This is a genomic window from Devosia sp. (assembly GCF_028290625.1).
Classification (GTDB): domain Bacteria; phylum Pseudomonadota; class Alphaproteobacteria; order Rhizobiales; family Devosiaceae; genus Devosia.
Genome location: NZ_JAQGJM010000001.1, coordinates 214,718 through 237,008 on the forward strand (window position 1 = coordinate 214,718; position 22,291 = coordinate 237,008).

The window sequence follows — 22,291 nt, forward strand, 5'->3', positions numbered from 1 at the left end:
GGCCCGCTCACCAGCGGGCCGTTTCTATTAGAGACCCTCGCCGGGCGACACTGCGGAAAGATCCTTGGGCATCGATGCCATTGCGGTATTGGCGCCCGTAAAGCCGTGGATGTAATTGCGGCCTGCCGAGAAACTCATGATGGGCTGGTATTGCCCATAGGCCGTGTCCAGGTTCAGCCGGCTGGTGACATTGTCGAGCACGTAGCTGTCGGCGCCCATATGGGCGACCAGAACCGCATGGAATAATTGCCGGCGCGTGTCCTGCAACACGACGAGCTGCAACTGTTCCGCCGGCACCCCAAGGCTGCGCAGGAGCCAGAATTTGGCTATCGCGAAGTCCTCGCAATCACCGGCCCCTTTGCGGGCCATTTCGGATGGCGTGGCCCAATAGTCGCCGACGCCCCAAATCGCGGTGTCCTCGCGATACTTCATCGTCGAATTGACCGACCGATTGACCAGGTTGAGCATCGCCACCTCGGACAATCCATTGGCCCGATCGGCGACGCCGCGCAGCGTGTTGGCAAATCGTGTATTGCACCCCGCAAGGCCGCTGCTCGCACAGTCGGGCCCGAACATCGCCCTGAAGTCTGCCTGGGTCACCTGCTGCCACTTTGCTGCTGCCGGAAGGCGGGCGGCAGAAATCGCGACCGAGCCGAAAACCCCCATATTGACCGTTGGCGCCGCAACCGGCGCAGGCGTCATGAAGACGCTGGCAGGCTGCAACGCTCTGGCCACGGAAACCCGCGTTTTGGTTATCGTAGGCGATGTGTTGATCAGTTGGGCGCGGCCCATATCAGGATTGTAGCCGAAGCTTGAGGCAACGGGGACAATAGAGAAAAGTCCCATGGCTGCGGTAAAAACAAATATTGCTTTTCTAAGCATCGGCGCCTCCTGATTACTTGCAGGAAGCTATCCGCAATGCCATAAAACTTCACAAAGCGACGTAGTATATTATAGATATACAAATTCGATAAAATTTTATCGTTTGTTTGCGCCGGCGCTTTGCCCCGTTTTCTGTATGATCGATAAAATTGCACCTAGCCTCATCAGTGATGGTTGAGACCTCGATGGCACGTTGTGGCCACAACACTAGGGGCATATAATGGGCACATTCGCGGATTGGCTGAGGGGCTTGATGGGTCGGGGAAATGAGCGCGTTGACAGACGCCGCAAAGAGCGTCCACCGGCCATCGCCATTCAGGCGAGCGATCTGGATCCGGTCAGCGGTGCGCTGCGTAGCGATCGTTTCATGGTCATGGTGGCCGCGGAGCAGGCGCAGCGCCCTGGGGCTCTGCTATTGATCGACTTGGCGGACCGCGCGGAGTTTGTAGCGGCCGGCAATCCCGATGCGCCCCAGGAGACCTTGATTCTCATGGCTCAGGCCATCCGCCAGGCCGTTCGTTTCGATGATCTAGTGGGCCATGTCGAAGGCTACCGCTTCGCGGTGCTGTTGCGCGGCGCCCCCGAGGATTTGGCGGACGCGATCGCCCAGCGCATTTGCGACTCCGTGGATGACACGGTGTTCCTCACGCACGACGGCATCTCGCAGCTTGACGTCGCTGTGGGCGGGGCCGTGTTCGAGCCAGGAGAAGGGCGAGACTTATACACGGATGCCCAGGCCGCCCTCGATTCCGTGCGCCGCCTGGATAGCCACCGTATCTCGATAAACTGATCGCAAGCGCGCCTTGCCCCCACCGGCCGTCAGGCCCGCTGGGCAGCAGTGGTGAGGGCCTGCGCCTTGGCGCGGAGCAGCACGATGCCGAGCACCAACGTCCATAGGGCCCAAAGCGTGTAGCTGATGGAGTTGATAAGCCCGGTCAGCGGCACGCCGAAGGGTTCGAGCATTCCCGAGGCCACGCCGAGTGCGATAACGACGCCGGCCACAGCCAGGATACGGCTGGTTTTGAGGATGAGAGTGGCAAGTAGTACCGTCCAGATGGCGGTAAAGAAGTAGCCCAGGTGCTCGCCGACGCCCATGCCGAGATAATGGTTGGTGGCGTCGAAGAGCGCGATAGCCATGGACTTGCTGGTCTCGGTTGCGTCAGGCGCCACATACATGGCCGCCAGACTCGGCACCAGCATGACCCAGCGGAGCAGGCCGAGGGCCTGGACCAGGCCAGCCAGCACGCCGGCGCCAATCGACAGTGCCGACAGCAGGTTGTTCTGCTCCCAGAAGCGCAATCCCGTGGCGATCACCGCGCCGATCATCAGCAGCGACGCGAACATCATGGCGTACCAGTAGAGGTGCAAATCCGCGCCCGCGGCGGCAAAGCGGGTCAAAACCTCGCCCGCCGGATGACGCAGGATATCGGGATATTCGAATGTCATCTGCAGGCCGGTAAAGCCGGCGGTGAACAGCAGGGGTACGGCGACGAGCAGGCCGCCGGCGGTGCGGGAGGTGGCGTTCATTTCGATTGTCCTTTGAGATGGGGGGTGAGGATGCGCCGGAACAGCCGGACGCCTTGGTCCATATCGGCCTGGCTAAACTCAGCCCCGCCGGAGTCCTTGAAGACGAGCCAGAAGTCGCCGACCAGCCAGAGCAATTGCGCCATGTCGTCGAGCGCCTCGCTATCGCCGACAGGCGCGACAACGCCCGCCTCGGTGAAGAGATTGATGAGAAACTTGGTATTGCCGATGCCGGCCTCGCGGCTGCCGCGATAGGCGGATGCCAGTTCGGCATCGGCGTTGAGCAACAGAGTCAGGTCGCGAAAGAAAAAGCGATAGCGCGCCTGGATTTCGAAATTGCCGGCCACCATGGCCTCCATCATTGCGATGCTGGGCATGGTTGCGGGCGGCACGGCGTAGTTTGTCGCCCAGTCGGCCGTGATGCGGGCAAACAGCCCTCGCACGATCTCGGCCTTGTTGCGGTAGTGGTAATAGAGATTGCCGGGGCTCATCCCCAGCGCGTCGGCGATGTGGTTGGTGGTGACGTTGCCCGTACCCCGTTCGTTGAACAGCGCAAGAGCAGTGTCGAGAATGCGATTTTTGGTCGTGGGGGTCACTGAAACGTCCGTTAGAGTATTAGCTCTAACGCGATGAATAGAGCTAATACTCTAACGTGTCAATGGGCCTTCGGCGGAGCCGGCTCAGACATGCAGAATGGGCCGGTAGGTGAGCTCCAGCGTGCGGCCGTCGAGCGTCCGGCTCTCGATTGGTTCGAGGTCGAAATCGGCCCCGCCACGGAAGATCGGCTCCTGTCCATTCTGAGGGGTGATGGCGGGGAACAGCGTCACCTGCACGCGGTCGACCAAAGCCGCGGCCATCAGCGCCCGGTTCATCGACAGGCTGCCATGCGAGCGCAATGGTACATTGGACTCCGCCTTAAGCTTGGCGACGACGTCGACGGCGTTACCGCTGACGAGGGTCGCGTCCGGCCAGTCCAGGGGGCCTTTTATTATGGTCGACACCACCGTCGTCGGCAGGTTCCTCACCTGGTGACCCATGGGTCACGCACGTCGGACCCCTCGTTGCTCTCGGTCAGCATCTGCGCAAATGCCCGATACGTGTTCGCTCCGAAGATCATCCGCTGCTCCGGCTCATACAGGTCGAGCCGGCGCTGCAGCAGCTCCGGGCCCTGCTTGACCCAGTAGCCACCCCAGCTTCCACTATGGAGCCGAAGCCATTCAGGCTGGAAAAGAGGTCAACGGTATAGGTCGCAGTCATGATGTTCTCCTCAATGCGCTTGATACAACAACAAACCAGCGCCGCATTTTTCGACACCCCAATGGAGTTTGATCAGGCGCCTTGACTCTCTACCTACCAATAGGTAGATAAAACCCATGACCAACCTGTCCTCAACCGCCGACGACATCCTTGCCTGTGCCCGCTCCCTGATCATTTCGGGCGGCTACAACGGTTTCAGCTATGCGGACATTGCCGCCGTGGTGGGGATCCGTAAAGCCAGTATCCACCATCATTTCCCCAGCAAGGTCGATCTGGTGCGCGTCCTTGTCAATCGCTACCGCGAGGATGCCCGCGCCGGATTTGTCGCGCTTGAACGGACAGCCCCTGGCCCACGCGAGCAACTCGCAAGCTATGTCGGCTATTGGGAGCGCTGCCTCATGGACGCGAGCGCTCCCTTTTGCGTCTGTGCCCTTCTGGCCAGCGAACTCCCGGCCCTGCCAGCCGAGGTTGCGGCCGAGGTCCGCTATCACTTCGAAACCTTATCGGCGTGGCTAACATCGGCTTTCGACCGTGGCGCCAAGTCGGGCGTCTTTCAACTCGCGAACACGCCGCAAGTCGAGGCCGAAACCTTCATGGCCACTGTGCATGGCGCAATGCTGTCTGCCCGGGCCTATGACGATCCGAAGGTGTTTGGGCTAATCACCGCTTCCCTGCTCGATAAACTCTCCGACTAACCTCACCTGGTCCCTCCGACCACATCATATTCTCGATCCTACCAACTAGTAGATAGGAATACCATGTCGACCATCGATACAAACCTCGCTCCATCGACCCAGGAACGCTGGCTTACGCGATATTACTTCAGCCGCGCGGCGTTCTCGGCCGCTTGGGTGGCAGTCACCCTGACGCTGGGTCAGCAATACCCGCTGTTCGGCGCCGTCTTGCTGGTGATCTACCCGCTCTGGGACGCGGCGGCCAACTATATGGATGCGGCGCAAAACGGCGGATTGGCCCAGAACCGCACGCAAGCGCTGAACGTCTTCGTCAGCCTGGCCACCACACTGGGCGTGCTCGTGACCCTGCAGATGGGCCTGAGCGCCGTCCTCGTGGTCTTCGGCGCCTGGGCCTTTCTGTCGGGCCTGCTTCAGCTCGCGACCGCCATTCGCCGTTGGAAAACCGGAGCCCAATGGGCGATGATCCTGAGTGGCGGCCAGTCGGCTCTGGCCGGTGCCTTTTTCGTCGTTCAGGCCCAGGCTCCCGTGTCCGCTGTAATCCCCACGATCGCCGGATATGCGGGCTTCGGCGCCATCTATTTTCTGGTGTCGGCGCTATGGCTGGTCGTCAGCAAGAGATTGCGCAACAGGTAAGTGCGTAACCCGGGCCACGCCTCGCCATGGCCCGGGCATAGCCTACCCTGTGGCCGGTGCGCGCCCCGCGGCCACGAGGCAGGCAATGGCCCCGAAGATGAAGGCCTCCGTGGCTCGTTTCAGCGGTTCTGGTCGAGCAGGGCGATGATGTCGGCGGAACTGCCGGTCTCGCCGAGACGGGGGAAGGTGAATTTGACGGCGGCGGCGTGGGCTTCGGGGTTGGTGTCCAGCATGGCGTCGAGCGCCAGGGTGACGTTGAAACCGGCCTCATAGGCCTGGCGCGCGGTGGATTCGACGGCCGAGGTGGTGGAGATGCCGGCCAGCACCACCTGGGTGACGCCTAGGTTACGCAACTTCTGCTCGATATCGGTGGTGGGGAAGGCGCCCCAGCTCGTCTTGGTGACGACGATGTCGGATGGCTGCTGGCCCAGTTCGGTGACGAAGGTCATCGCCTCGGGCGGAAAGCCGCCGGAGACGCCACGCGGCGTCTCGGTGCGGCCGGGCGCAGTGCCAGAAACATTGACCAGGATCACCGGCAGGTTGTGCTTGCGGAAGGCGGCGGTGAGGGTGCCGGCGGCCTTGAATACGGCACTGGTGGCATCGCCCGGCGCGAAGGCGCGGATCGCCTCCTGCAGGTCGAGCACGACGAGGGCAGTTTTGGGATCGAGGGTGGTGAGGCTCATTGTTGTCTCTGGATCAGGGTTCTATCAGGCGGTCGAGCAGGGCGACGGCGCCGGCCAGCCCTTGCTGCTCGGCGGGGGTGAGCTGGTGTTGCAGGGCGCGGAACAGCCAATCCTGCTTGGCCGCGCGGGCGGCCGCGACGGTGCGGCGGCAGGTATCGGTCAGGCTGAGGACAGTCTGGCGCCCGTCGCTGGGATCGGGCCTGCCCTCGATCATCCCAGCCGCTTTCAGCGCCGACACGATGCCGCTCATCGATTGCGGGCGCATGCCCTCGGCCTCGGCTAGCGCCGTGACCGTCGCCGGCCCGCTGCGTTCCAGGCGAATGAGCACCTTGGACTGGGAATGTGTGAGATCGCCGAAATTGCCCTCCTCACGGAGGCGGCGATGCAGCTTGCTGACGGTCAGACGCAACTGCTCGGCCAGCGCAGCGGCGCGTTCGGTATCGATATCGACGGTAGGGGCAGGTTTGATCATGCCGGCAAATATATGAAGGTTACCTTCTTAGGTCAACTACGAAGGTTGCCTTCATATATCACGATGACGAGATTTCGCGCCCTTGCGAGGACGCCGGAGACGTTCCGGGAAATCCGAGAGTGCTACTCCGGCAAACCCGCCGTCTGCATCGCGTCGGTCAGGTCGCCCATAATACCCGGCGCAATGCCGACGGCGGCGGACCAGCGGCCAATGGAGAAATGCATGTCGAGCGCCATCAGCCGCGCTGCCGACGCTTTCGCCTCATCGAGCCGCCCCAGCCTTACCAGCGGTGCCGTCAGCCATCCATGCAAAATGCTGAAGCCGGGGTTCAATTCCACCGCCCGCCGGCCGGCAGCGACGGCGTCCTCGTGCCGGCCCAGCAGGAAATTGCCGAAGCCGATAATGCCTTGGGGAATACAGCTCATAGTATCCAGCGGGCTGAGCCGCATGGCGCGCTCGCCCCATTCGATGGCCCGCGCCGCATCGCCTCCATAGGCCACCGGCACGCAGCCGAAGGCATAGACGAAAACGCAGGATGCGCTGAGCGCCAGCGCCTGCGCGAATGCCTGTTCGGCCAAGCCCCGGTTATGCTCCACAAGGCCAATGGTAAAGCCGGCCAGCGCCAACGCCATGGCGTCGCCCTGGCCCAGCTCGATCGCCGCATGGGCATGATGCAGCGCCTTGACGCGATCCGCCCCATCCATGCCGCCCCTTATGAATAGCGTCTGATACGCCCAGGCCGCAAACCCATGCGCCAGCGCGTAGCTTGGCTCGATGGCCAGCGCCCGCTCCAGCAGCGGCAGGCCCTTGGCGGCACCCGGCGGCATGAAGGTGTAGACGTCAGGCAGGGCACGCAGCAGAAAGTCATAAGCGTCCAGGTTGTCGGGCCGCTTGCGCTTGACCCGTTCGATCTCGGCGCGGCGCAGATTGGGCTCGATGGCCGCCACGACGCTGATGGTGATCTCGTCCTGCACCGCGAACACGTCGGTAAGGTCGCGGTCATAGCGCTCGGCCCACAGATGACTGCCGTCCTCGGCGTCGATCAACTGGCCGGTGATGCGGACGCGGTTTCCCACCTTGCGCACGCTGCCCTCCAACACATAGCGCACGCCGAGTTCGCGCCCCACCTGCTTCACGTCCACTGCGCGGCCCTTGTAGGTGAAGCTGGAATTGCGCGCGATGACGAACAGCCAGCGCACATGGGACAGTCCGGTGATGATGTCCTCCACCATGCCATCGGCAAAATAGTCCTGCTCCGGATCCCCGCTCATATTGGCGAATGGCAAGACGGCGATCGATGGGCGGTCGGGCAGGGTCAAGCTGGGCGGCGCCACCGCCTCGGTACCACCGTCCTCTTGCACATTGCCGACGAAGCGGATGCCGCGTCGCAGCATGGTACGGATGAGACGCTGGTCCACGCCATTGTCACGCAGCGCATTGCGGGCAGCGTTGATGCGGCTCGCAAGCGTTGCATCCGAGACGATCCGTCCCTGCCAGATTTCCTCGATCAGGTCGTCCTTGCTGACCACGCGGTCGCGATTGCGGATCAGGTATTGCAGCAGATCGAACACCTGCGGCTCCACCGCGACCAGCTCGTCTCCGCGCCGAAGTTCACGCCGATTGCCGTCCAACGCGAAGTCCTCGAAGATATACGGCAACGTGTTGGCTCCCGGTCTCGTCAAGAATAGAATGCCGGCATTGTAAGCGCGTCTTGCACGCAAAATCAAAGTCGCCTGAATGGAAATACAAGGCGCCCTGAAGGCCGCCTGAAAGCGCGCTCCGAAACCTTACGGCATAGTCCTACTCGCAATAGTGCAACAAACCTGAATGCGAAGGAGAATTCAAATGTCGAACCCTGTAACAACTCTCGCCGCTGCTGCCCTGGCTCTTGGCGTCGCTGCCACCGGCGTCCAGACCGCAAGTGCCCAGCCTGTGAAGTCCGTCGTTCTGGTCCATGGCGGCTTTGTCGATGGCTCGGGCTGGGAGGGCGTCTACCAGATCCTCAAGAAGGACGGATATGAGGTCACCATCGTCCAGAACCCAACGACTTCGCTGGCCGACGATGTGGCCGTGACCAAGCGCGCCATCGCCGCCGCTTCCGGCGACGTCATCCTCGTGGGCCATTCCTATGGCGGCGTCGTGGTCTCCGAAGCCGGTACCGACCCCAAGGTGGCGGGTGTGGTCTATATCGCGGCCTTTGCCCCCGATGCCGGCGAGTCGGTTTCGAGCCTGATCGCCAATCCCCCGGCCGGCGCTCCGGTCCCACCGATCCTGCCGCCTGTCGATGGCTTCTTGATGCTCGACAAGGCGCAGTTTGCCGCCTCGTTCGCCGCCGATGTCCGCCCCGATCTCGCTTCCTTCATGGCCGACTCGCAGGTTCCGTGGGGCGTCGCGGCGCTTGAGGGCAAGGTCACCGTGCCGGCCTGGAAGGCAACGCCGAGCTGGTACATGGTCGCCAGCGATGACCACATGATCCCGCCCCCGGCGCAGCGCATGATGGCCGAACGGGCCGGCGCGACGACTGTCGAAGTCCCCGGCAGCCACGCCGTCTACGTCTCCAATCCCGCCGCCGTAGTCGACCTCATCGAGCAGGCTGCCGTGGCCGTCGCCAAGAAGTAGTGCTCCCAAATGAACGGACTGAAGTGGCCGGACGCCCCAGGGGCGCCCGGCTCTTTCCATTCTCAGGGCCGGGCACATCATGTATCAATAAAAGACGCATAATGGTATGAAGCGCGTGTCCGATACAGCCCCCGTTCGGCTTTGGCGTATGGACGACGACCCTCGAACCGGGAGATGCTCACCCATGAGGCAGGACAGCAAGCTATCGCGGATGCTCCACGTGCTGCTCCACATGGCGCGCCATGATGGTCCCTTCACCTCCGAGCAGATCGCCGCGATGCTGGGGACCAACGGCGCTGTCGTGCGCCGCACGCTGGCGGGTCTGCGCGACGCCGGGCTCGTGCGCGCCGAAAAGGGCCACCACGGCGGCTGGACCGTCGGCCGGGACCTGTCGGAGATAACTCTGCTCGATATCTATCGATCGCTGGGAACCCAGCGCCTGTTCGGCATCGGCAGCGACAATGAAAATCCGGCCTGCGCCGTCGAGGCCGTGGTCAACGACGCCGTCGCCGATGCTCTCGCCGCTGCGGAAACCCAACTCATGGCGCGGTTTTCACAGGTGACGCTGGCCCAATTGGCGGCCGAGTTCGACGCCAAATGCCTCGCGGGCGGCCGGGACCCCGACCACCAAGCGCACTAGGCTACACAATCGTATCATCCCCGCAATCTTGGTAACGCTTGAGTCGGGCAGACTGCGCTAAGCTGCTGCCAGCGCACGAATCGAAGTTGCACCCAATGGTTGATACCGCCGTTCAGTCGGGCCACCCGGAGACCGAAACCGCTGGTAATCGTCGCCTATTCGGCCGCCTGCGCGATCGGATCGCTGCCTCCGATCCGGCATTCTCGCGGCTGCGGATGGCCTCGCGGGCCATGCTCTCCCTGTTGCTGAGCCTGGCGCTGCTCGGCGGCGTGACGCTGATCCAGCCCTTGCCGATCGCTGCCTATGGCATGGCGGTCCTGATCTCGTTCCTCGGCTCCATGGCCATTACCGACAAGACCGCCATGGCCCAGCTCGCCAGCCGCGCCATCGGCTGCGTCGGCGCCACGCTGGCCGTGCTGGCCGCCGCGGTTCTGGCCCCGATGCCGGTGGTGGCCGATATCGTCTTCCTCGTAGTGATCTTTGGCGCCGTCTATGTCCGCAAGTTCGGCCAGCGCTGGTTCGCCATGGGCATGATCGCCTTCATGGCCTATTTCATGGGCGATTACCTGCGCCCCCAGCCGGCCGATATCGGCTGGGTCGCGTTCGCTATCGTGCTGTCATTCGCCGTCACCCATCTGGTCACCAATGTCATCCTGCGCAACGATCCCGAACAGGATTTCCGCCGCGCCATGATCACCATCGACCGGCGCATCAACGTCATCCTGCGCGACATTATCGCCGCCGCAAGCACCACTGCCGCGCCCGGAAGCGACCGGCGTTCGCTTCAGGCGCAACTATCGCAACTGCGCGATATCGTGCTGATGGCCGAGGGCTTCATTCCCCAGGGCGAGGTGGGCTCGCTGGCCGCCACTGGCGCCGCCTCCGACCTGGCGGTGGGTCTGTTCGAACTGCAGCTCTCAGTGGAGCGTATGGTGCGGGCGAGCTATCTGGCCCGACCCTCCGCGGACCTGTTGGCGGCCGTGCTCTATGGCGATGGCACCGCCGTGTACAAACAGGTCGCCGCGCTGCCCGAAGCCTCCGGCGAAGAGGTAGCGTCGCGCCTGCTGGTGCGGGTTCACCGCGCCCGCCAACGGCTTGATGGTTTGCTCAAAGCCAAACCTTCACCGGCCTTTGTGCCGGTGCCCGGCGATGCCACAGCCGCGCCTGCACCAGCCCCGGCGGCGAGTGCTGCGGCCGGCTTCATTCCCGTTAGCCTGCAGCGGCCGATCCAGATCACCCTGGCCTGCGCCATCGCCATGGGCGTCGGCTTGATGCTGTCGCCCAATCGCTGGTACTGGGCGGTGATCACCGCATTCATCCTGTTCAACAACACCAAATCGCGTGCCGATACGGCCTTCCGCGCCGTGCAGCGTTCGGGCGGCACCTTTGCGGGCTTCATCGTCGGCACCGTTATCGCCACGCTCCTGCATGACCAGATGATCGTTTCGGCAATCGCCGTGCCGGTGCTGTTCTTCTTCGCCTTCTATGTGCTGCAGCGCTCCTATTCGGTGATGATTTTCTTCATCACCGTAGCGTTGGCGCTGCTCTATGGCGTCATGGGCATGTTCACCCCGGAATTGCTGCTGCTGCGGCTGGAGGAAACGCTGGTGGGCGCGCTGGCCGGTGTCGGCGTTGCCTTCTTCGTGTTCCCGGCCCGCGCCTCGACCAGTGTCGCCGAAGCGCTCGACAAATATCTGGCGGCTTTGGGTGCGCTGGTAATTGCCGCGCGCAGCCGTGCCCATGGCGAGACCGACGCTAAAACCCTGCTGCCGCTGTCGCGCGCGCTCGACCGTGCCTATACCGATCTCGGCAATATGGTGCGTCCGCTCGGTGGCCCCTGGACCGCGGTGACCCATTTCGGCCAGATCCGCGAAAAGCTGCTGCTGCTCACCGGCGCCGCCCATTGGGGCCGTTCGCTGGCGCGCAGCCTGCAAGCCGAGCGAGCAATCGAGCCGGCGACACTGGCGCGCATCGATGTTCTGGCCGCCGAAATCGCCACCCGCATCGAGCGCGCCACCAGAGTCAGAACCACCCTCTTCGATCGTCCCCATCCCGGCGATGACGTGATTGACCCGGCCCGGCCGCCGCTGCCGATCACCGAGGACGAGGACCCGGCCTTCTCGCTCGAAGTCATTTCAGCGCTTCTTGGGCAGGCTACGCCCGAGGTGACGCCTAGCGCAGCGAGTCCCGCTGCGTAAACACCACGAGGCGCTGGCCAGGATCGACCAGCAGCAGCACGCCGCGCCCGAAACTATAGTAAGCGCCCGGCTTGGTGCCGATATGGGCGCTCTTGGCCTGCCACTCGGCGTTCAACCCGCACGCCAGCCCACCCCAAACATAGCCGTCCACGCTCCAGCTTGCCTGCGAATCCGAATCCACCGGTGTCTGCTGCCATGGCGCATAGCGCCATTCGCTGCTCTCGATCGGCCCGCTCATGGTGGCGAAGGCGCTGAGCCCGTCTTTTTCGATCGCCAGGGCGGTCGCCTCATCGAGGGCAAAGACCTGTGATGTGCATTCCTTGAACATGTCCCAGCCCCAACCCAGGCTGTCGCCGACCTTGAGGCCCGCGGGCAATTTCTCTTGCCCATCCGACCCCTGCACCCATGTGGGCAGGCTCAATAGTAACGACAACATTATCAGGCCAGCTATGCGCATGTTGGCTCCTTGCACGAAAGCCTCGCCTTAGCACCGCGCCGATGAACGCAGACCGACAGCTTTGCGGGCCGCTGCCCCGCCAGGCTCCAAATCGTCAGATCTCCCATCCGATCCGCAGTCGTCGTCAACTCGGTACAATTAGCATGTAACACAGCACCTTTACCGCTCGCTGCCGGAGCCATAAGGTGCGCTCATGAGCCGGGGGGCTTGCTAGGGGTTAGCTATGCAGCGTCTATTCGCGTCCGCCATGTGGCTTTGTGCGGCCTTTTTTCTTGGCTTGGCCCTGACGGCCCCCGCCTCCGCTCAAAAAATATCGCTGATGCCGGGCACCGACCTGCCGGGCTTCGACTATTCGATCCTCAAGGATGTCGATCTCGACGCCTGCCAGAGCGCCTGCAAGGACGATCGCATCTGCCGCGCTTTCACCTTCAACGAACAATCCAACTGGTGCTTCCTCAAGGGCGATGTCGGCACCCAGACCGAGTTTGCGAAGGCCACGTCCGGCCGGGTCGATCGGTCGCCGATCCCCGCCGTTACTGCCGCGGAGCGCCAGTCTGAATTGCCGTTCCCGGCGCAGAGCGTGATCGATAGCGCGCGCAGCTTCGCCCAGGCACTGCCGCAGTCCGACCCGGCGCCCCCCAAAACCACCTATGCCGATCTGCTGGCCACCGGCGACCAAGCGGTCGAGCAGGCAAACACCGCCGCGGCCCTCCTGGCCTATCGCCAGGCGCTTGGCGTCAACGACAACGATCCAGCCGTGTGGATGAAACTGGCCACGGTTGCGCTGAACCAGGCCGATGCCGTCGCCGGCCAGCCCGAAGGCGACAACAGCTCCGATCTCGGCCAGCTTGGCCTGACGTCCGCCCTCAACGCCTTCCTGCAGTCGCAGACCCTCGAAGAACGCACGCCGGCTCTCGCCGCTGTCGCCCATGGTCTCGAATACGCGCAGATGTGGCGCGAGGCCATCGCCACCTACCGCGCGCGCCTGGCCCTGGCGCCCGATGCCGAACTCGATGCCCATCTCGACAAGGTCGTGGCCGAACACGGTTTCCGCATCACCTCCAACGAGGTCGACGCCGAAGCCACGACGCCGCGCGTCTGCGTCGTGTTCTCCGATCCGCTGCCGACCAGCAATACCGACCTGTCGAGCTATATCACCGTCGAAAACGCCCCCAAGATCGCGGTTGAAACCGAAGAGAGCCAGATCTGCATCCAGGGCCTGGAACATGGTGGCCGCTACAATATCAAGGTCCGCGCCGGCCTGCCTTCGGCCGATGATGAGAGCCTGCGCAAGGACGTGGTGCTCAACGTCTATATCCCCGACCGCTCGCCCTTCGTGGCCTTCGCCAACAATGCCTATGTGATGCCTGCCGGTCTCGGCGGCGGCCTGCCGATCACCTCGGTCAATGCCGAGCGCGCCGATATCACCATCTACCGCATTGGCGATCGCTCCATCGCGACCGCCGTCCGCAATGGGGTCTTCGCCGGCTCGCTCAGCGATTACTCGGCCAGCGACGTCGCCAACGAATATGGCGAGCAGATCTGGGAGGGCCAGGTCGACCTGGCCCAGGGCAAGCCTAACGAATTGACCACCACGGCCATCCCGGTGAGCGAAGCGCTGACCGACATCGCTCCCGGCGCCTATGTGGTGACCGGCAAGGTCGCCTCCAGCAAGCCTAACGACGATGAATACTATAGCGATCTCGCCACCCAGTGGTTCATCGTCACCGATATGGGCCTGACCACCATTTCGGGCGATGACGGCGTGCACGCCTTCGTGCGCTCGCTGAGCACCGCCGAGCCGATCGCCGGCTCCAAGGTCCGCCTCGTGGCGGTCAACAACGAAATCCTGGGCGAAGCCGTTACCGACGCCGATGGCCAGGCCGTGTTCGCGCCCGGCCTCGCCCGTGGTACCGCCGGCCGCGCCCCGCAATTGCTGGTCGCCGAAACCACCGATGGCGACTACGCCTTCCTCGATATGTCGAAAACCGCGTTCGACTTGACCGACCGCGGCGTCGAGGGCCGTCCATCCCCCGGTCCGCTCGATGCCTTTGCCACCACCGAACGCGGCGTCTACCGCCCCGGCGAAACCGTGTTCCTCACCGCGCTGCTGCGCGACGTGCACGCCAAGGCCGTGCTCGACCTGCCGCTGACGCTGCAAGTCGAGCGCCCTGACGGCGTCCTCGCCTCCACCGACCTGCTCAAGGACAGCGGCGCCGGTGGCTACTTCGCCGCCCTGCCTATGGTTTCCGATGCCATGCGCGGCGCCTGGACCCTGCGTCTTTACGCCGATCCAAAAGCCGAGGCGCTGACCAGCACCACCTTCCTCGTCGAGGACTTTGAGCCCGAACGCCTGGCCTTTGAAATCTCCGCGCCCGACGCGCCGATGCAGATCGGCGAGCCGAACCCGATCAACGTCGCCGCCAAATATCTCTACGGCGCCACCGCTCCCAACCTGTCGGTCGAAGCCGATGCGGTGCTGCGTCCCGTCACGACCCTCAAGGACTATCCCGGCTATACCTTCGGACGCCTCGACGACACCATGGAAACCAGCCGCGAGCCCTTGGGCGAAGTCGGCGTCACCGATGAAAGCGGCAATGTCGTCGCCGACGTCACCTTGCCCGATCCCGGCGTGACCACGCGTCCGCTCGAAGCCCAGGTCATCATGCGCCTGGTCGATAGCAATGGCCGCACGGTCGAGCGCACGCTGTCGCGCCCGGTCCTCGCCACCGTCGACCGCATCGGCGTCAAGCCGCAGTTTGAAGACGGCAATGGCATTGCCGATGGCAGCCAGGCCGGCTTCGATGTCATCACCGTCGCCCCGACCGGCGAAACCGTCGCCACCACCGGCCTCAACTGGACCCTGTCGCGCGTCGACAGCAACTACCAATGGTATCGCGACGGCAGCACCTGGAAGTGGGAATCCATCACCACCACGCGTGAAGTCGCCAATGGCTCGGTCGATACCTCGGCCACTGGCCCCGTCACCGTCGGCGCCGCCGTCAATTACGGCCTCTATCGGCTCGAAATCGAGAGCACGGGCGAAAACCCGACCTCGACCAGCTACGAATTCTATGCCGGCTACTATTACCCCGAAGCTGGTTCGGACACGCCAGACACGCTCAAGGTCGCGCTCGACAAGCCGAGCTACAAGGCCGGCGACACCGCCGTGCTGCGCCTCGATCCGCAATTCGCCGGCACCGCTCTGGTGATGGTGGTCGATGATCGCATCATCGACATGAAGGCCGTCCCGGTTCCCGCCGAAGGCGCCTCCATCGATCTGCCCGTCACCGCCGACTGGGGACCTGGCGCTTACGTGACCGCCATTCTCTACCGCCCCGCCAGCGTCGCCGAAAAGCGCATGCCGGCCCGCGCGCTGGGCCTGGCCTATGCGGATGTCGATCCCGGCGATGCCAAGCTGACCGTCAATCTCGACGTGCCAAAGGTCTCGCTGCCGCGTCAGCCCTTCACCGTCAAGGTCAGCCTCCCCAATGCCACTGCCGGCCAAAAAGCCTATGTGGCGGTTGCAGCGGTCGACCTGGGCATTCTCAACCTGACCAATTTCCAGACGCCCGATCCGGATGGCTGGTATTTCGGCCAGCGCCAGCTCGGCATGGATGTCCGCGATCTTTACGGCTCGCTGATCGATCCGACCCAGGGCCTGCCGGGCGCATTGCGCTCCGGCGGTGACGGCGCTGCCGCGCGTCTCGGTACGCCCCCTCCCACCTCGGTCCTCGTTGCCCTCCATTCGGGCATCGTGGAAGTGGGCGCCGACGGCACCGCGACCGTCAGCTTCGATATGCCGGACTTCTCGGGCACCGTGCGGGTCATGGCCATGGCCTGGTCCGCCGATGCGGTGGGTCACAGCTCCGCCGACGTCATCGTCCGCGATCCGGTCGTCGTCAATATGAGCCCGCCGCGCTTCCTGCGGCTGGACGACACTTCGCGCCTGCTGGTCGAGATCAACAATATCTCGGGTCCCGCCGGCGCCTATAAGGTCGCTCTCACCACCGGCGAAGGCCTCTCCACCGACGCGCCCGAAACCAGCGTCGATCTTGCCGCCGGCGCCCGCACCTCCCTCAATCTGGGACTGACCGGCACCGCCATTGGCGATCAGAAGCTGACGCTGACCGTCACCGATCCGACCGGCAAGGCCACCGTCAAGGACCTGACTTTGGGCGTGCGTGCCGCCAGCGGCCCGCGCACCACCAGTAAGCTCCTGACCATCGAACCCGGCGCTACCGTCACCATTGACGGCAGCTATTTCGCTGGTCTCGTCGATCATTCGGCGTCCCTCACCCTCGGGATCGGGCCGGTGGCTCGCCTCGATATCCCCGAACTGCTGCTGGCGCTCGATCGCTACCCCTATGGCTGCTCCGAGCAGATCACCAGCCGCGCCATGCCGCTGCTCTATCTCAACGAGGTGGCGCAGATGATCGGGATGGGCACCGATGCCGAGCTGGATCAGCGCCTCAAGGATGCCGTCACTTCGCTGCTGTCCAACCAGACCTCAACCGGTGGCTTCGGCCTCTGGGGTCCGCTGGGCACGTCCGATCTGTGGCTGGACTCCTACGTCACCGACTTCCTGCTCCGCGCCAAGGCGGCGGGTTATGCGGTGCCGGACCTGGCCATGAACATGGCGCTGGATAATCTGGGCAACCAGGTCTCCTACGCCGCCGATTTCGACAATGGCGGCCAGGACGTGGCCTATGCGCTCTACGACATGGCCCGCGCCGGCCGTGCCGCCATCGGCGATCTGCGCTACTATCTCGAAGCCCGCCTCGATGCCTTCGGCTCACCCTTGGCCAAGGCCCAGCTCGGTGCTGCCCTCGCTCTCTACGGCGACGGCACTCGCGCGGCGACTGCCTTCCAGGCGGCTGTCGAGGCGCTGAAAGAGCCCGAAGCGAAGAACGTCTACCGCACCGATTACGGTAGCCGCATGCGCGACACCGCCGCCGTCCTGGCGCTGGCGTCGGAGTTCAAGCCGGAGGGCGTCGACATCGCCGTCCTGACGGCGAGCCTCGCCAAGGCGCGAGACCTCGCCCGCTACACCTCGACCCAGGAAGACGCCTGGACCCTGGTTGCCGCGGCCGCCGTCGCCCAGAATACAGCCGGTAGCGCCATCACCGTCGATGGCAAGGACCTGACCGGCTCTGTCTACCAGCGCTTCGATCAGGAGCATTTCGACGGCGCCAGCGTGACCATCGTCAACAACGGCACCGAGGCCACGCAGGCCAAAGTGTCGGTGACGGGCATCCCGGCGACCCCGCCGGAAGCCAGCAGCGAAGGCTTCACCATCAAGCGGGAATTCTTCCAGGCCGATGGCACGCCCTTCGATATCGATGGGGCCCAGGTCAGCCAGAACGACCGCTTCGTCGTGCTGCTGACCATGCGGGCCTCGACCACCGGCTCCGGCCAATATGTGGTCGCCGATCCGCTGCCGGCCGGGTTCGAAATCGAAAACCCCGACCTCTCCGCGGCCGGTGTTGGCGACCTGTCCTGGCTCCCGGCGCTGGATCAACCCAGCCACGTGGAATCGCGGACCGATCAATATGTCGCCGCCTTCCAGTACGGCACCGATCAGGCGCCCTTCAAGGTCGCCTATATGGTGCGCGCCACCGCGCCCGGAACCTTCGTGCTCCCGGGCGCCACGGTCGAGGACATGTACCGTCCTGAACTGCGCGCCAATACCGCGGCGGGCAGCATCGAGATACTCGCAACCGGGCCATGACCGACGCGACAATCAGCGAAACGACGCCGGAGCTCACCCCCGAGCCCCGGCGTAAACTGCCAATCTGGCGGCTCCTCGCCGCCGGCCTGGTCGTGTTGCTGTGCCTCGTTGCCGGCGGCGCCTGGTACGGCTTCGGCGTCCTCCGCGACATTCGCGTCGCCCTGCCGGCCACACCCGATATCACCACGCTTCCAGTCTCGACCGCCGTAGTGGATCGTCAGGGCGATCTGCTGCGTCCTTTCACCACCACTGACGGGCGCTGGCGCCTCCCGGTCACTGTGGCACAGGTTGACCGGCATTTTGTCGACATGCTGATCGCCTATGAGGACCAGAATTTCGAGACCAATAATGGCATCGAATGGTCCGCCATGCTGCGCGCTGTCGGCCAGTTCGTCGGTGCTGGCGGCCACGTCGTGTCCGGCGGCTCCACCCTCACCATGCAGGTGGCGCGGCTGATCGAGGGCGAGCCGACGCGCAATCTCTGGGGCAAGGTGCGCCAACTGGTGCATGCCGACGCGCTGGCACATCGCCTGAGCAAGGAACAGATCCTCACGCTCTATCTGGCGCTGGCGCCCTATGGCGGCAATATCGAGGGCATCCGCGCCGCCAGCCTCACCTATTTCGGCAAGGAGCCGACGCGGCTGACCACGGCGGAATCGGCCCTCTTGGTGGCGCTGCCGCAATCGCCCGAAGCGCGCCGTCCCGACCGCGATCCCAAGGCGGCCGAGGCCGGCCGCAATCGCGTGCTCGACCGCCTGGTCAGCCAAGGCGCCATCGCCCAGGAAGAGGCCGACGCCGCCAAGCGCGAGCCCATCCCCACCGCGCGCAAACCCTTCCCCATGCTCGCCGCCCACATGGCGCAGGAAGCCGTCACCGCCCAACCCACCGCACGGCGCATCGAGCTAACCGTTGATCGCCGCCTGCAATCGGCCCTCGAGCGGCTCGGGGCGGGGCGGGCGACGCAGCTCGGCCCCAAGGTCTCCGTGGCCATCGTCGTCGCCGATCAGGCAAGCGGCAATATCCTGGCGTCGGTCGGCTCGGCCGGCCTCTTCGCGGAACAAAGCCACGGCTATGTCGACATGACCTCAGCCGTACGCTCGCCCGGCTCGACGCTGAAGCCGCTGATCTACGGCCTGGCGTTCGAACTGGGCCTCGCCCATCCCGAAAGCTTGATCGAAGATCGTCCCACCGCCTTTGGCGGCTACGTCCCGGTCAATTTCGACGGCTTCAGCCGCGGCACCGTCACCATCCGCCAGGCCCTGAGCGAGTCCCTCAACATCCCTGCCATCGTAGTGCTCGACGCCGTCGGCACGGCGCGGCTGGTGTCGCGCATCAAGCGCGCCAACGCCAATCCACTGCTACCCGACAATACTGCGCCCGGCCTGGCCATCGGGCTAGGCGGTGTCGGCGTCACCCTGCGCGATCTGGTCTCCATCTATGCCGCCATCGCCCGCGGCGGCTCCCCGGTCATGCTCAACGACGGCGTCAAGCCGCGCGTAACCGAGCCCGCCAATGCCGCTCTGGTGCTCGATCCGGCAGCGGCCTGGTACGTGTCCGATATCCTCGCCGACGTGCCGCCGCCGCTCAATGGCTCTCCCGGCCGCATCGCCTACAAGACCGGCACCTCCTATGGCTACCGCGACGCCTGGGCCATCGGCTATGACGGCAAGACCGTGATCGGCGTCTGGGTCGGCCGCCCCGATGGCGAGCCGGTACCCGGTATTTCAGGCATCACCGCCGCCGCCCCGGTGCTGTTCGAAGCCTTCGACCGCCTCGGCACCCCGGCCGTACCGCTGCGCGCCGCGCCGGCCGGCGTGTTGGTCGCCTCCAATTCGCAATTGCCCGCTCCGCTCAAGCGCTTCCGCCATCCCGATGACAATATGGTCAATCGCGACGCCGCCCCCGAAATCGCCTTCCCCACCGATGGCGTCGACGTCGATCTGGGCATTGCCTCGGGCGCCGATATTCCGCTCGTGGTCAAGGTTCGCAACGGTGTGCCGCCCTTCACCTTCTTCGCTAATGGCGCGCCGTTCGGGCGTTCTGCCTTTGCGCGGCAGAATGCCTGGAAGCCGGATGGGCCCGGCTACGTGACGCTTTCGGTGGTCGATTCCGAGGGCCGCTCCGACGACGTCACGGTCTTCCTCGACTGACAGCAGCCCCGCTACGGTGGCACTAATGCTGTCATCTGGTTGTCATCTCAGTGTCATCCCCCGGTTTTCTTGGGTCCGTATTCGGGACCGGTTCATACCGACCCTGGGGGCCATATCATGCACATTAGAAACCTGTCCGTCGTTCTGACGGCCGCATTGCTCAGCTCGACCGCGATTCCGGCTTTTGCCGCTCCGGTGTTCAACCGTATTGCCAGCTTCCCCGTCGAGCTCAACGCGCCCGACGCCGAAGCCACCTCGTCCGAAATCATCACCGCCACCGATGACGGCATGATGCTGATCTATTCCGATAGCCCCAATGGCGGCATCGGCTTCATCGACCTGACCGACGCCAAGGCTCCCAAGCCCGCCGGCTACATGGATATGGGCGGCGAGCCCACTTCGGTGACCGTGATCGGCGCCAAGGCCTACGTGGCCGTCAACACCCGCAAGGATTTCGTCGACCAGTCCGGCAAGCTTGTCGTGGTCGATATCGCCACCAAGACCGTCGATGGTGAATTTCAGCTCGGCGGCCAGCCCGATTCGATCGCCCACAACAAGGCCGGCACCATCCTGGCCATCGCCATCGAAAACGAGCGCGACGAGTCAGTCAATGACGGCGACATCCCGCAGCTTCCTTCCGGTTACCTCGTGCTGGTCAACCTGGTTGACGGCAAGGTGACCGAAGACGGCATCAAGAAGGTCGAGCTGAGCGGCCTGTCCGACATCGCCCCCGAAGATGCCGAAGTCGAATTCGTCGCCTTCAACGACAATGACGAAGTCGCCGTGACGCTGCAGGAAAACAACTGGATCGCCATCGTCGATGCCAAAACCGGCACCGTGACCGGCGGCTTCACTGCCGGCGCGACGTCGGTCGACGGCATCGACACCAAGAATGACGGCACGATCGACTTCGCCGGCTCCAAGAAAGACCTGCTGCGCGAACCCGACGCCATCAAGTGGCTCGATGCCGATCGTCTCGTCGTCGCCAACGAAGGCGACTGGAAGGGTGGCTCGCGCGGCTTCACCATCTTCAATCGCGATGGTTCGGTGAACTGGGATTCGGGCAATGCGCTCGACGTCATGGCCGCCCAGATGGGCCACTATCCCGATCAGCGCAACAAAAAGGGCGTCGAGCCCGAGGGCCTGGAAGTCGCCACTATCGGCGATAGCCAGTTCATCTTCGTTGCCGAAGAACGCTCGTCCCTGATCGCCATCTACAAGGATGTCGCTGGTGCCGCGCCGGAATATTTGCAGTCGGTTGCCTCGGGCATTGGTCCTGAAGGCCTGATCGCCATTCCCGCCCGCAACCTGCTAATCACCGCCAACGAAAACGACCTGCGCGCCGATAGCCTCGCCGGCTCGCACGTCATGATTTATGAACTGGCTGAAGGCACCCCGGCCTATCCGCAGATCGTCTCCGACATGGACGCCGATGGCCATCCGATCGGCTGGGCCGCTCTGTCGGGCGCCGTCTCCGATGCCGAAAAGCCGGGTACGCTCTACGTCGTCAGCGACAGCGCGCTCTATAACGCACCGGCAATCTACACCGTCGATGCGACCCAGACTCCGGCCCACATCACGGCCAAGACCATCGTTACCCGCGACGGCAACCCTGCCCAGAAGCTCGATCTCGAAGGCATCACGCTCGACGGTGAAGGCGGTTTCTGGCTGGCGTCGGAAGGCGACACCGCCAAGCTCGTGCCGCACGCGCTCTATCATGTCGATGCCGAAGGCGCGATCATGGAGGAAGTGGCTTACCCGGCCGAACTGCTGGCTGGCGAAATCCGCTCGGGCTCCGAAGGCATCACCAGCGTCGGCACCGGCGACGACATGACCCTGTGGATCGCCATTCAGCGCGAATGGAAGGACGATCCCAAGGGCCAGCTCAAGCTCGTCTCCTATAAGCCTTCGAGCAAGGAATGGGGCGCCGTACGCTATCCGCTGGAAACCCCGGCTGAAGGCGCTTGGGTCGGCCTGTCGGAAATCACCGTGCATGGCGACTACGCTTACATCATCGAACGCGACAACCAGGCTTCGCTCAAGGCCAAGCTCAAGGCAATCTACCGCGTGCCGGTCAGCGAACTGGTCGGTGCTCCGCTCGGCGGCGAACTGCCCGTCGTGACCAAGGAACTGGTGCGGGACCTGGTCCCTGACCTGCAGGCCAACAACGGCTATGTCGCCGACAAGGTCGAAAGCTTCACCATCGACGCCGCCGGCAACGGTTTTGTCATCACCGACAATGACGGTGTCGACGACAGCTCAGGCGAGACCTTCTTCTGGTCGATCGGCGAAGTGAAGTAAGTCGCTTCCAAACCTCTGAAATGCGATCGGCCGGGCGCAAGCCCGGCCG

At 64.1% G+C, this 22,291-nt stretch carries 17 protein-coding genes; 9 read left to right on the top strand and 8 right to left on the bottom strand.

Annotated features, from left to right (window positions below; all coding sequences use genetic code 11):
• Window positions 1-27: 27 nt before the first annotated feature.
• Window positions 28-735 carry a transglutaminase-like cysteine peptidase gene (locus tag JWR51_RS00780; protein WP_299742281.1) on the bottom strand — a complete coding sequence of 236 codons (708 nt, stop codon included), beginning with the start codon at window positions 733-735 and terminating at the stop codon, window positions 28-30.
• A 367-nt stretch (window positions 736-1,102) separates the two neighbouring features.
• Here JWR51_RS00780 and JWR51_RS00785 point away from each other — a divergent pair, with 367 nt between their 5' ends.
• Window positions 1,103-1,672: a diguanylate cyclase gene (locus JWR51_RS00785; RefSeq protein ID WP_299742284.1), complete on the top strand. Its 570-nt coding sequence runs from the start codon at window positions 1,103-1,105 to the stop codon at window positions 1,670-1,672.
• A 29-nt stretch (window positions 1,673-1,701) separates the two neighbouring features.
• On the opposite strand, the gene JWR51_RS00790 is transcribed toward JWR51_RS00785, so the two are convergent.
• The 3 genes from JWR51_RS00790 to JWR51_RS00800 form a co-directional block, all read right to left on the bottom strand.
• Window positions 1,702-2,409, bottom strand: a complete 708-nt coding sequence (locus JWR51_RS00790; protein WP_299742287.1) for a DUF4386 domain-containing protein — start codon at window positions 2,407-2,409, stop codon at window positions 1,702-1,704.
• Entirely contained in the window at window positions 2,406-3,002 is a 597-nt protein-coding gene (locus tag JWR51_RS00795) for a TetR/AcrR family transcriptional regulator (RefSeq protein WP_299742290.1), read from the bottom strand. The genes JWR51_RS00790 and JWR51_RS00795 overlap by 4 nt, the downstream gene beginning before the upstream one ends.
• Before the next feature lie 84 nt (window positions 3,003-3,086).
• Window positions 3,087-3,443, bottom strand: a complete 357-nt coding sequence (locus JWR51_RS00800) for a dihydrofolate reductase family protein (RefSeq protein ID WP_299742293.1) — start codon at window positions 3,441-3,443, stop codon at window positions 3,087-3,089.
• 336 nt (window positions 3,444-3,779) lie between these two features.
• On the opposite strand from JWR51_RS00800, the gene JWR51_RS00805 reads away from it, so the two are divergent.
• Complete coding sequence (locus JWR51_RS00805; protein ID WP_299742296.1) at window positions 3,780-4,358, top strand: TetR/AcrR family transcriptional regulator; 579 nt, start codon at window positions 3,780-3,782, stop codon at window positions 4,356-4,358.
• 63 nt (window positions 4,359-4,421) lie between these two features.
• Window positions 4,422-4,991, top strand: a complete 570-nt coding sequence (locus JWR51_RS00810; RefSeq protein ID WP_299742299.1) for a DUF308 domain-containing protein — start codon at window positions 4,422-4,424, stop codon at window positions 4,989-4,991.
• A gap of 119 nt (window positions 4,992-5,110) precedes the next feature.
• Here the strand turns inward: JWR51_RS00810 and JWR51_RS00815 are convergent, their stop codons facing one another.
• From JWR51_RS00815 to JWR51_RS00825, 3 genes are all read right to left on the bottom strand, one after another.
• On the bottom strand, window positions 5,111-5,674 hold the full coding sequence (locus tag JWR51_RS00815; protein WP_299742302.1) for an isochorismatase family protein: 564 nt from the start codon (window positions 5,672-5,674) through the stop codon (window positions 5,111-5,113).
• Window positions 5,675-5,687: 13 nt separating this feature from the next.
• The gene (locus JWR51_RS00820; RefSeq protein ID WP_299742305.1) at window positions 5,688-6,146 is read right to left on the bottom strand and encodes a MarR family transcriptional regulator; all 459 of its coding nucleotides are present in this window, start codon (window positions 6,144-6,146) and stop codon (window positions 5,688-5,690) included.
• A 122-nt stretch (window positions 6,147-6,268) separates the two neighbouring features.
• The gene (locus JWR51_RS00825; RefSeq protein WP_299742308.1) at window positions 6,269-7,804 is read right to left on the bottom strand and encodes a winged helix-turn-helix domain-containing tetratricopeptide repeat protein; all 1,536 of its coding nucleotides are present in this window, start codon (window positions 7,802-7,804) and stop codon (window positions 6,269-6,271) included.
• 187 nt (window positions 7,805-7,991) lie between these two features.
• Here JWR51_RS00825 and JWR51_RS00830 point away from each other — a divergent pair, with 187 nt between their 5' ends.
• From JWR51_RS00830 to JWR51_RS00840, 3 genes are all read left to right on the top strand, one after another.
• The gene (locus JWR51_RS00830; protein ID WP_299742311.1) at window positions 7,992-8,765 is read left to right on the top strand and encodes an alpha/beta hydrolase; all 774 of its coding nucleotides are present in this window, start codon (window positions 7,992-7,994) and stop codon (window positions 8,763-8,765) included.
• A 184-nt stretch (window positions 8,766-8,949) separates the two neighbouring features.
• Window positions 8,950-9,405, top strand: coding sequence for an Rrf2 family transcriptional regulator (locus JWR51_RS00835; protein ID WP_299742314.1), 456 nt, complete (start codon window positions 8,950-8,952; stop codon window positions 9,403-9,405).
• 95 nt (window positions 9,406-9,500) lie between these two features.
• Window positions 9,501-11,603: an FUSC family protein gene (locus JWR51_RS00840; protein ID WP_299742317.1), complete on the top strand. Its 2,103-nt coding sequence runs from the start codon at window positions 9,501-9,503 to the stop codon at window positions 11,601-11,603.
• Here JWR51_RS00840 and JWR51_RS00845 read toward each other — a convergent pair.
• A complete protein-coding gene (locus JWR51_RS00845; RefSeq protein WP_299742320.1) occupies window positions 11,578-12,060 on the bottom strand; it encodes a hypothetical protein in 483 nt (160 codons plus the stop codon). The two genes, JWR51_RS00840 and JWR51_RS00845, sit on opposite strands and share 26 nt — an antisense overlap.
• Window positions 12,061-12,283: 223 nt before the next feature.
• Between JWR51_RS00845 and JWR51_RS00850 the strand changes: the two genes are divergently transcribed.
• The 3 genes from JWR51_RS00850 to JWR51_RS00860 all read left to right on the top strand — a co-directional run bounded on the left by JWR51_RS00850 (window position 12,284) and on the right by JWR51_RS00860 (window position 22,242).
• Window positions 12,284-17,791, top strand: coding sequence for an MG2 domain-containing protein (locus JWR51_RS00850; RefSeq protein ID WP_299742323.1), 5,508 nt, complete (start codon window positions 12,284-12,286; stop codon window positions 17,789-17,791).
• Window positions 17,788-19,941: a penicillin-binding protein 1C gene (pbpC, locus tag JWR51_RS00855; RefSeq protein WP_299742326.1), complete on the top strand. Its 2,154-nt coding sequence runs from the start codon at window positions 17,788-17,790 to the stop codon at window positions 19,939-19,941. The genes JWR51_RS00850 and pbpC overlap by 4 nt, the downstream gene beginning before the upstream one ends.
• 117 nt (window positions 19,942-20,058) lie before the next feature.
• Window positions 20,059-22,242: an esterase-like activity of phytase family protein gene (locus JWR51_RS00860; RefSeq protein WP_299742328.1), complete on the top strand. Its 2,184-nt coding sequence runs from the start codon at window positions 20,059-20,061 to the stop codon at window positions 22,240-22,242.
• Window positions 22,243-22,291 lie beyond the last annotated feature (49 nt).